General features: G+C 70.2%; 8 protein-coding genes. 2 read left to right on the forward strand and 6 right to left on the reverse strand.

The features are described from left to right. Positions 1–52: 52 nt before the first annotated feature. Positions 53–421 carry a hypothetical protein gene (locus H9I38_RS06425; RefSeq protein WP_226337928.1) on the forward strand — a complete coding sequence of 123 codons (369 nt, stop codon included), beginning with the start codon at positions 53–55 and terminating at the stop codon, positions 419–421. On the opposite strand, the gene paaZ is transcribed toward H9I38_RS06425, so the two are convergent. Further along, positions 418–2,466, reverse strand: a complete 2,049-nt coding sequence (gene paaZ, locus H9I38_RS06430) for a phenylacetic acid degradation bifunctional protein PaaZ (protein ID WP_226337929.1) — start codon at positions 2,464–2,466, stop codon at positions 418–420. The genes H9I38_RS06425 and paaZ overlap by 4 nt on opposite strands. Positions 2,467–2,702: 236 nt before the next feature. On the opposite strand from paaZ, the gene H9I38_RS06435 reads away from it, so the two are divergent. Then, a complete protein-coding gene (locus tag H9I38_RS06435; protein ID WP_226337948.1) occupies positions 2,703–3,056 on the forward strand; it encodes a PaaI family thioesterase in 354 nt (117 codons plus the stop codon). 562 nt (positions 3,057–3,618) lie between these two features. Here the strand turns inward: H9I38_RS06435 and H9I38_RS06440 are convergent. The 5 genes from H9I38_RS06440 to H9I38_RS06460 are packed head-to-tail and all read right to left on the reverse strand — an operon-like array spanning position 3,619 to position 9,831. Continuing rightward, positions 3,619–5,145, reverse strand: a complete 1,527-nt coding sequence (locus tag H9I38_RS06440) for an ABC transporter ATP-binding protein (protein WP_226337930.1) — start codon at positions 5,143–5,145, stop codon at positions 3,619–3,621. Next, positions 5,142–6,155, reverse strand: a complete 1,014-nt coding sequence (locus H9I38_RS06445) for an ABC transporter ATP-binding protein (RefSeq protein ID WP_226337931.1) — start codon at positions 6,153–6,155, stop codon at positions 5,142–5,144. Before H9I38_RS06445 ends, H9I38_RS06440 begins: the two co-directional genes overlap by 4 nt. Beyond that, positions 6,152–7,135 carry an ABC transporter permease gene (locus tag H9I38_RS06450; protein WP_226337932.1) on the reverse strand — a complete coding sequence of 328 codons (984 nt, stop codon included), beginning with the start codon at positions 7,133–7,135 and terminating at the stop codon, positions 6,152–6,154. Before H9I38_RS06450 ends, H9I38_RS06445 begins: the two co-directional genes overlap by 4 nt. After that, positions 7,135–8,085, reverse strand: a complete 951-nt coding sequence (locus H9I38_RS06455) for an ABC transporter permease (protein WP_226337933.1) — start codon at positions 8,083–8,085, stop codon at positions 7,135–7,137. The genes H9I38_RS06450 and H9I38_RS06455 overlap by 1 nt, the downstream gene beginning before the upstream one ends. A gap of 12 nt (positions 8,086–8,097) precedes the next feature. Further along, a complete protein-coding gene (locus tag H9I38_RS06460) occupies positions 8,098–9,831 on the reverse strand; it encodes an ABC transporter substrate-binding protein (RefSeq protein WP_226337934.1) in 1,734 nt (577 codons plus the stop codon). Positions 9,832–10,595 lie beyond the last annotated feature (764 nt).

Raw genomic sequence — 10,595 nt, forward strand, 5'->3', positions numbered from 1 at the left:
TCGCTTCAACGAACGCGTGCTATATCTTTCAGACCACGTCTGAGGAGAACGCATGCAGACACCACCGCTGAGCCTGGCGCCGATCGGCCTTCTGGCCGTCCTGACACTGCTCTTCGAGCTCCAGCGGGTGCGCTACATGTACGCCGCGAGTGCCGAGTGGAGCGTCCCGTTCGGCCACCGTTTCGCACGGCCCACGCCGCGGGACGTGCTCGTCTTCGTCCTCATCGCCAGCTTGGGCGTCCTGCTCCATCCGCCGGCCTCTGCGGGCGAGTGGGCCCTCCGCGTCCTCGCCCATGTGCTGGTGCCCTCATACGCCGCAGGGACACTGAGAGCACTGGAGCGGCATGAGCTCCTGGTTCTCGGCGTCCCTGCGGTGATGACGGGGCTGAGCATCGCCCTCGGCGCGCTCGGGTTCCCCTAGCGGGTCTTGGCCACGAGGGTGAGGACGTCGTACATCGCCACGATCTCGTCATCCTGGTTGTAGAGGACCGCCTCCCAGGTCACCTCGCCGTACTCGTCCGTCTCGCGCGGCGTGATCTTCTTGGCCGTGAGCTCCACGCGGATCGAGTCGCCCGCGGGGACGGGCGTCATGAAGCGCAGGTTCTCCAGGCCGTAGTTGGCGAGGACAGGGCCCGGCTCCGGGGAGACGAACAGTCCGGCCGCCCAGGAGACGAGCAGGTAGCCGTGGGCCACGATTCCCGGGAAGAACGGGTTGGCCTCGGCGGCCTCCTGGTTGGTGTGGGCGTAGAAGGTGTCGCCGGTCTCGTTCGCGAACGCCGAGATGTCCTCGAGCTTCACCGTCCGCAGGTCCGAGGCGAAGGAGTCGCCGATCCGCAGCTCTGCGAGGGACTTGCGGAACGGGTGCTCCATCGAGGGGTCGCCGCCGAACTTGTCCGCGCCTGCGATCCGCCGGTCTGCACCCGTGTGCCACTGGCCGGTCAACGCCGTGAGCATGTTCGGCGAGCCCTGCACGGCCGTGCGCTGCATGTGGTGCTTGACGGAGCGGATGCCGCCGAGCTCCTCGCCGCCGCCTGCACGGCCCGGGCCGCCGTGGACCAGGTGCGGCACCGGCGAGCCGTGGCCCGTGGAGCTTCGCGCAGTCTCCGCGTTGAGGATGTGCACGCGGCCGTGGTGGGCGGAGATCCCGAGGCCGAGCTCGGAGACCACCTTCGGGTCCCCCGAGCAGACCGTGGCCACGAGGGAGCCGGACCCCTTGGCGGCCAGCCGCACGGCGTCGTCGGCGTCCGTGTACCCGAGGACGGAGGCGACCGGACCGAAGGCCTCGATCTCGTGGACCTCCGGCGCGTCCGCGTTCTCCCAGTCGAGGAGGACCGGAGCCATGAAGGCGCCCTCCCCCGGGACGTCGAGGGAGTCGAGGACGTTGCGGCCGCCCGCGGACTCGAGCCGGCCCACGGCCTCGCGGACGTCCTTGAGCTGGCCCGTGGAGACGAGTGCGCCCATCGTGGTGCCCTCAGCGCGGGGGTCGCCCACGGTGATCTTCTGGGCGAGCCGCGCGGCCACGGCGTCCTCCACAGCCTTCTTCATGCCCTCGGGCACGATGATGCGGCGGATCGCCGTGCACTTCTGCCCGGCCTTGACGGTCATCTCGGTGACGATGGCGCGGACGAAGGCGTCAAACTCGGCGCTGCCCTCCTTCACGTCCTCGCCGAGGATGGCGGCGTTGAGGGAGTCGGCCTCGTTGGTGAAGCGGATGCCCCGCTCCTCGGCCTGCTTCTTGAGGGCCTTGGCCGTCCAGGCGGAGCCGGTGAAGGAGACCATGTCCCGGTAGTCGAGGGTGTCCAGGAGGTCGCGGGCGCTGCCGGCGACGATCTGGAGCGAGCCCTCCGGGAGGATCCCCGAGTCCTGCATGAGCTTGACGCACTCCACCGCCAGGTACGCGGACGGCGTGGCCGGCTTGGCGATCGTGGGGACGCCCGCGAGGAACGCCGGCGCGAACTTCTCCAGCATGCCCCAGACCGGGAAGTTGAAGGCGTTGATCTGCACGGCGACGCCGGGAATGCGCGTGTAGATGTGCTCACCCACGAACGATCCGTCCTTGGAGAGCACCTCCGCGGGGCCGTCCACGATCACGTTGGAGTTGGGCAGCTCCCGGCGGCCCTTCGAGCCGAACGTGAAGAGGACGCCGATGCCGCCGTCGATGTCCACCATCGAGTCCACCTTTGTGGCGCCCGTCTTGGCCGAGATCTCGTAGAGGCGGTCCTTGTTGGCCGTGAGGTGCTTGGCCAGCTCCTTGAGCAGGAGTGCGCGCTGGTGGAAGGTCAGCTCGCCGAGCTTCTCCTGGCCGGTGGTCCGGGCGTAGTCGACGGCGCCGGCCGTGTCCAGGCCGTCCTTGGCCACGCGATTGAGGAGCTCGCCGGTGGAGGCGTCGAGGACGTCCGTGGCCTCCGTGGAGGTCGGGGTGGTCCACTCGTTGCGGAGGAAGCTGGGAAGGAGTTCGACAGTCACGGCGGCCTTTCCTGAACGATCGGTCAGTATTTTGACCCAGCCTAACAGTGACGCGAGCCACAGGGCGAGGCTCCGCTGGATAGCATGGCCGTATGACGCAGACCCCTCCCAGCACCCCTTCGAGCGGCGCAGCCTTTCCGAGCGGCACCACCCCCCAGGGCAAGCCCCAGAACGGCTCCGAGCCCACCGCGACTCACGAGGTCTGGACCATCGCCCTCGGCGAGCTCGACCAGCGCATGGGCGTTGAAGTCCTCGAAGAGTCCGTCGAGAAAGTGGTCACCCGCATGCCCATCGAGGGCAACCGCCAGTCCTTCGGGCTCCTCCACGGCGGCGCGATGGTGGCGCTCGGCGAGGCCACGGGCTCCTGGGCGGCGGTCAAGCACGCCTCCACGATGGGCAAGGTCTGCGTGGGCGTGGACGTCAACGCCACGCACCACCGCTCCTCTCGCACCGGCTGGGTCACGGCCACAGCCACGCCCATCTCCCTCGGCCGCACCCTCTGCTCCCACGAGGTGGTCCTCAGGGACGACGACGGCCGCCGCCTCTGCACCGTCCGCATCACCAACCTGGTGACGCCGAAGCGGGGCTGAGCCGCCTTCGCATCAGCGGGCTTGCACACCCGGCCCCAGACTGCGCTCGGTGCCCGCGCTGACACACCCGGTTCCCTCGCTTGTGCACCCGGTACTCCCGCTTGTGCACCCTCTGGTGTCAGGATTCGGGCTGAAAACTGACACCAGAGGGTGCACAAGGGGTGGAGAGGCTTGATCGACCCGCACTCCGACTGACGGAAGCTCTACCCAGGGAGGCCACGGCGTTTCTTCAGACAGCTGCCAGTCCGCTCGTGCCGGCGCCGATCGAGTCCCTGATCTCGTCGCTCATCGCGCTCGCATTGCTCGTCCCTGCCGTGCTGATCTGCGTATTTCTGGTGCGGAAAGCCGTCCGAAGGACGCGTTCAGGGGCACGGGAGCCGAAGCCTCACGCGGAGTCACCGGCGACCTCCCGCACGCTTGTGCACCCGAATCGTTCGGAAAATCAGGTAAAAACCGAATGATTCGGGTGCACTAGCCCGGTGGACGCCCGCAGGAGGACCGAGGGAAGCCGGTTGGAGGCCCGAGACGAGCCCGGCGGGAGCGGGGAAGGCCGACGCCGGCCCTACTCCCCCGGGTGGAAGCAGGCCACGCGGTGCTCTGCAGCGCCGGGAGCAGTCGCGTGCATCGGGGCGATGCCGCCGCCCAGAGGAGCCTGGGCCCCGCCCCTGGCCGCGTCTGGTGTCGAGACGCCTGCCGCACCCGATTCCGAGACACCGGCCCCGCCACGCAAGCGCCCCGCGGCCGACTGCCCCGCAGCCGAGCGCCCCGCGGCCGACGGCGCCTCGAGCTGCGGCGTCGTCTTGCAGACCTCCGTGGCCTTCCAGCAGCGGGTCCTGAAGCGGCAGCCGCTCGGCGGGTTGACGGGCGAGGGGACGTCGCCGGCGAGCATGATGCGGCCGTTGGCGTCGCGCTCCGGCTGAGGCGAGGACTCGCGAGCGGACGCCGCTCGCACAGGTGCCCCGGGCTTCTTGAGGTGCAGCCCGAGCCGCTCGCCCAGGCCGGCCAGTCCGCCGCCGCGCACGGCCCGGCGCGGCCCGTGAGCCGCCTCGTGCGAGCCAGCGCCCGAGGCCGCTCCTCCCACAGAGCCTCCCACCGCCCCGCCCACAGAGCCCTCCAGCTCTCCACCGGGACCGGCCGCCGGGCCGCCCTCGCCGAGGAGCCCCGACTCGAGCGCGTGCTGCCGCCCCGGCGCCGCCGAGAGCAGGGCCTGCGTGTAGGGGTGTTGCGGACGGGCGAGCACCTCCTCCGCCGGCCCCTGCTCCACGATGCGGCCGAGGTACATGACGGCCACGTCGTCGGACACGTGGCGCACCACGGAGAGGTCGTGGGAGATGAAGACCATCGCGATGCCGAGCCGCTCCTGGAGGTCCTTGAACAGGTTGACCACCTGGGCCTGGACGGAGACGTCCAGGGCGGAGACGGGCTCGTCCAGGATGAGCACGTCGGGGTTGGTGGCGAGCGCCCGGGCCGTGCCGATGCGCTGGCGCTGTCCGCCGGAGAACTGGTGGGCGAATGCGCTGCGGTGCCGCGGGTGCAGGCCCACGAGCTCGAGCAGCTCGTCCACCCGCTCCCGGATCTCGGCGCGGCGGAAGCCCTGGGCCTGCATCGGCTCGGCGATGATCTGGCCCACCGTCAGCCGAGGGTTAAGCGCTGAATGCGGGTCCTGGAAGACCATCTGCACGTGCTTGCGCAGGGACCGCAGCTCGCGGCCCTTCGCAGAGGAGATCTCCGAGCCGAGCAGCGTCACGCGCCCGCCGGTGGGCTGGACGAGGCGCATGACGGCTTTCGCCGTCGTCGACTTTCCGCAGCCGGACTCCCCCACGATCCCGAGCGTCCGGCCCCGGCGCAGCTCGAAGCTCACGCCGTCCACGGCCTTGACCGTGCCCTTCTTCCCGCCGGACTTCACGGGGATGTGGACCTTGAGGTCCTCGACGGCGAGGACGGGCTCCTCGGGGCGAGAATCGCGGTGCGGACCGGACTCCGCGGCGGAGCGGCCTGCGCAGAGCTCCTCCGCCTCCGGGCGGGGCTCGGGACGGGCCTCCAGGCCGGCCTCCGGGCGGGGCTCGGGGTGCGAAACGGGATGGCTCATCGTGCGCTCCTTGCGCTCTCCAGGCTGCCGAGCGGCGGCAGCTTCCCGGCCCGGTGGCAGGCGGACTCCTGGCGGTCGCGGATCTGCAGCAGCCGCGGCACAGTGTCCCGGCACGCGGGCAGGCCGTGGGACTCGGCGCAGCGCGGCTCGAACGGACAGCCCTCGGGCACCTGCAACAGCTCCGGAGGGCGGCCCGGGATGGAGACGAGCTGCTCCGCGCGCGGGCCCCAGCCCGGCCGCGCCTGGACGAGGGCCCGCGTGTAAGGGTGCTGGGACTGCGTGAACACGTCCCGCGCGGGCAGCTTCTCGGCGATCGTGCCGGCGTACATGACCGCGACGTCGTCGGCCACGTCCTGCACCACCTCGAGGTCGTGGCTGATCATGATGAGGGAGCAGCCCTGCTCCTCGCGGACGGTGCGCAGAACGTCGAGGACCTGGGCCTGGACGGTGGCGTCGAGGGCCGTGGTGGGCTCGTCCGCGATGATGAGGTCCGGCCGGTTGACGAGCGCCATCGCGATGACGGCCCTCTGCCGCATGCCGCCGGACCACTGGTGCGGGAACTGGCGGCTGCGGGACGCGGCGTCCGGCACGCCGACCATCTCGAGCGCCTCGACGGCCCGCTTCTCTGCCTCGCGGCGTGTCACGGAGGTCTCGTGGTACCGGATGCCGCGGGCGATCTGGGCGCCGATGCGCTGGACGGGGTCGAGCGCGGTCATCGGGTCCTGGAAGACCATGCTGATGCGGCGGCCGCGCAGGGCCCGGCGCTCCCGCTCCGGAAGGGTCAGCACGTCCCGGCCGTCGAAGAGGATCTCGCCGCCGGCCACGCGCGCGTTCGAGGCGAGCAGCCCCATGAGCGCGAGGACGGAGACGGTCTTGCCCGAGCCGGACTCGCCCACGATGCCGAGCGACTGCCCGGCCTCGAGGGAGAAGGAGACGTCCCGGACGGCGTGGACCGTGCCGTCGAGCGTGGCGAAGTCGATCGAGAGGTTGCGGACGTCGAGCAGGCTCATCGGCTCTCCTTCGGGTCGAGGGCGTCCCGCAGGCCGTCGCCGATGAAGATGACGGAGAGGGACGTCAGGACGATCGCGATGCCCGGCGAGAGCCACAGCCACGGCTTCTCGGTGAGGATCGTGTAGGACTGCGCGGACTGGAGCATGTTGCCCCAGGACGCCTGCGGCGGCACCACGCCGAGGCCGAGGAAGGACAGCGCCGCCTCGGTCAGGATGGCCACGGAGACGAGCATCGCGCCGGAGACCGTGACCTGCGGGATGACGGCGGGCAGGAGGTGCCGCATCATGACGGTCGGCGTGCGCGTGCCGGCGGCCACGGAGGCCTGCACGTAGTCCAGCTCGCGGACGCTGAGGACCACGGAGCGGGCGATGCGCGCCGACGTGGGCCACGCGAACGCCGCGATGAGCCCCACGAGCAGCGGGATGGACGGGCCGAGGATGCCGCCGGCCACGATGACCACGAGGATGGACGGGATGGCCATGAAGACGTCCGTGATCCGCATGAGCACGGAGTCGACGACGCCGCCCGCCATGCCCGCCACCACGCCGATGAGCGTGCCGAGCGCCAGCGCGGACGCCGCCGTGGCGAGGCCCACGAGCAGGGACACCTGGCCGCCCGCGAAGAGCCGCGCGAGCTCGTCCCGTCCGAGCAGGTCCGTGCCGAGCGGGTGCGCCGCGGACGGGCCGGTCAGGCTCGCCTTGAGGTCCTGCGCGTCCGGGTCCAGCCCGAACACGAGCGGCCCCAGGAACACGGCCAGGAAGATGAGCGCGAGCAGGATGAGCGCGAACCGCGCGCCCAGGTTGGACCAGAACCGCCGCCAGGCGAGGGCCGCGGGGCTGCGGTCCTTCGAGCGGGCGGGCTCGGCGGCGCGAGGGCCGTCTCCGCGCAGGGCCTCCCCGCGCGGGGCGTCCTCCCCGCGCGGCGCGGGCTCGGAACCGCGGGCGGGCGCCGTCGTCGTCGGGATCTCGAGCTCGCTCATCACAGCCTCACTCTCGGGTCGAGGACCGACACGAGGATGTCGGCCAGAAGGTTGCTCACGACGACGACGATCGCCACGATCATGCCGAAGCCGAGGATGACCGGGTAGTCGCGGTAGTCGATCGCGGAGAGGACCAGCGTGCCCATGCCGGGCCACGCGAAGACGGACTCGAGCACCACGGCGCCGCCGAGCAGCGTGGGCGCGGAGACCATGATGACCGTGACGAGCGGGCCGAGCGCGTTGCGCAGGGCCTTCATCCGGGCCTGGAGGCCCGTGGCGCCCTGGGCCGTGGCCGTGCGGACGTAGTCCTTGGAGAGCTCCTCGAGCAGGCCCACGCGGACGTAGCGCGTCATCATGGCGCACTGGACCACGCTGAGCACGGCCACGGGCAGCACGAGGTGCCGGACGAGGTCGCCGAAGCTCCCGTCACCCGGCGTGGACATCTGCGCGGACGGCAGCCAGCCGAGCTTCGCGGAGAAGAAGAACACGCCCAGCATGGCGAGGAAGAACGCCGGCGTGGACATGAGCACCAGCGAGACCGTTCCGATGCCGTAGTCCAGCGCCGATCCCTTGCGGGCCGCCTGGACCATGCCGAGCACGAGCGCCAGGAGGTTGCCAAAGAGCAGGCCGAGGCCCATGAGCTCGAGCGTGGGGACGATCCGCTCCCCGATGAGCTCGCTCACCGGGCGCTCGAACTGGAAGGACGTGCCGAGGTCGCCGCGGACGAAGTGGCCGAGCCACTGCCCGTACTGGACGATCAGAGGCTGGTCCAGGCCGAACTCCTTCTTCTTGGCCTCGATGAGCGGGCCCGCCGTCGCGATCTGGTCCGGGGGCACGAGCGAGGCGAGCGGGCCTCCGGGAGCCGAGCGGCTCAGGGCGAAGAGCGCCACGGACACCACGAAGAGCACGAGCAGCATCGTGAGCGTCCGGCGCAGGATGAATCTCAGCATGTCCGATCCTCCTTACTTCGTCTGCCAGTCCTGCGCGGACAGGAGCAGGTCGGGCATGCCGTCTCCGCCGCGGACGCCGCCGGTCAGCGCGGAGCTGTAGGCGTAGTCGCGGGTCGGGCGGGCGATCCACAGGTGGGAGACGTCGTCGTTCTCGAGGCGCCCCGCCTCGGTGAGCATCTGCGCGCGCTTGGCGCGGTCCGTCTCCCCCGCGGCCGCGGCGAGGAGCTCGTCCACCTTCGGGTTGCAGTACGCGGGGAGGTTGGAGCCCTTGGGCATGGCGGCGTCGCAGGTGATCATCGGGATGTTGGTGGACGGGTCGGCGCTGTAGTTGCCGCCGCCGTAGAGGAAGAGGTCGTAGTCCCCCTCCGAGAGGATGGAGCCCACCTGCGCCTGGTCCACGGGCTTGATGACCGCGTTGACGCCGATGTCCCGGAGGTTCCTCAGCACCACCTGGTCCACGGAGCGCCGCTGGGCGTTGTTGTTCACCTCGCGGATGACGAACTCGCGGCTGAAGTCGAAGCCCGCGTCCTTGAGGAGCTGCTTGGCCTTCTGCGGGTTGTACGCGTAGTCCTTGAAGCCGTCCTTCTTGACGGTGGCAGACGTGAAGGAGGAGTTGATGGGCGTGGCGCGGCCCGCGTACACCGAGTCGATGATGCCCTGGCGGTCCACGGCGGTGATGAGCCCCTGGCGCACGCGCTTGTCCTTGAGGTAGGGCTTGCGCTGGTTGATGCTGTAGCGGTCGAAGCCCGGCGAGTTCGCCTGGACCGTCTCGACGCCCTTGTCCTTCCACTGGGCGGCCGTGTCCACGTCGATGGGCTGCAGCAGCGTCACGTCCAGCTCGCCCGAGGCCAGCTCCTGGGTGGCCGCGTCCTGCGTCACGAGCGTCTGGACGAGCTTGGGGAACTTCACGGGCGTGCGGAAGTGCGGGTTCCGGTTGAACTCGGCGCGCTGTCCCGGCGAGAAGCTGCTCAGCGTGAACGCCCCGAGGCCGGGCACCTTGCCCGGCGTCACCCAGATCTTGGAGGTGGCCACCGTGGCGGGGTCCTCCTTCTCCAGGGCGTGCTTGGGGAGGACGTAGAACGTCTGGCTGAAGAGCGTGTACATGAAGCCCACGTCCGGCTTCTCGAGCTCGATCTTCACCGTGCGGTCGTCCGTCTTGCTCACGCCGGAGAGGGTCTTGGCCTTGCCGTCCTTGACCGCCGCGGAGCCCTTGATCGGCTTGAGGACCGAGGCGAGCGGGGACTTCACATCCTTGTTCGCGTAGAGGTTCAGGGTGAAGACGACGTCGTCCGCCGTCATCCGCGTGCCGTCCGACCACTTCTGGTCGTTGAGCCTGATCGTCAGCGTCCGGGCGTCCTGCGAGAGCTGCCAGCTCTTGGCCACCCGCGGCTCCAGCCTGCCCTCGGGGGTCACGTTGACGAGCTTGTCGTGGACCGCGTTGATGACCTCGGAGTTGCCGTACGTTCCGGCGAGGAGCGGGCTCGCCTTGTCCGGCTTCTGCTGGAGCCAGACTGTGACGGCCTTTCCGTCCTCGGCCGGGTTGCCGTTGGAGGACTGCGGCGGCGCGCAGGCCGTCAGCGCCAGGGCCGCAACGCCGACGACGGCGGCCGCCCGGGCAAGTCCCGGCCGGCGGCGGGAAGCGCGGCGTGAGGCGGGAGCGGTGCGGGCGTCGTCGTCGTCGAAAGATGCAGCCTGGGTGGGGGCATGCCCCCGCGGGATGCTCTCCCTCTGTGTGCGATCTGCCATCCGGACCTCCTCGACGCCATACCGTGCAGCACACCAGGGCGGCATCCGTGCTTCACTCCTGTGGCCGAGGCGCGCTGGTGCGGCCGAGGCAGCCGAGTTCCGTCCGATGGGCCCTTCCTGAACGTTTCATGTGTGACTGGCACAACTTATCAGACAAAGGGGGTGGGAAGGGGTTGGGAAGGGGTTGGGCGAGGCTGAGGCAAGCCTGCCTTCTGGCCTGCTTCTGCGACCCTCCGTGCCCAATCACACCCGTTTCCGCTCGCTCTCGCTTTCCCGCCCCAGTCCTGACCGAGCCACACCCGTTTCCGCTCGCTCCCGCTTTCCCACACCAGTCCTGACCGAGCCACACCCGTTTCCGCTCGCTCCAGCGCCCGCCAAGCAACCGCCGCGCCCAACGACACCCGTTTCTGCTCACTCCGCCTAACCACACCCGTTTCTGCTCAAAATCCTGCTCGGAAACGGGTGTATTCGCCCGAAACCGGGTGCGATGGCGGAAACGGGTGTATTTGCGTCTCCGCGATGTGGGGTCGAAGCAGGACAGGCGCCAGCCGCGCGGTGCTTGGAGGGCCCGCCCTTGCCAAGACCGGCCCCGCCCGACCCCATGCCGAACCCGCCCACACCCATGTCCGCTCACTTCTGCCCAGCCACACCCGTTTCCGCTCGCTCCAGCGCCCGCCAAGCAACCGCCGTGCCCAACCACACCCGTTTATGCTCACTCCGCCTAACCACACCCGTTTCTGCTCAAAATCCTGCTCGGAAACGGG

The organism is Arthrobacter sp. UM1 (assembly GCF_020483305.1).
Taxonomy (GTDB): Bacteria; Actinomycetota; Actinomycetes; order Actinomycetales; family Micrococcaceae; genus Falsarthrobacter.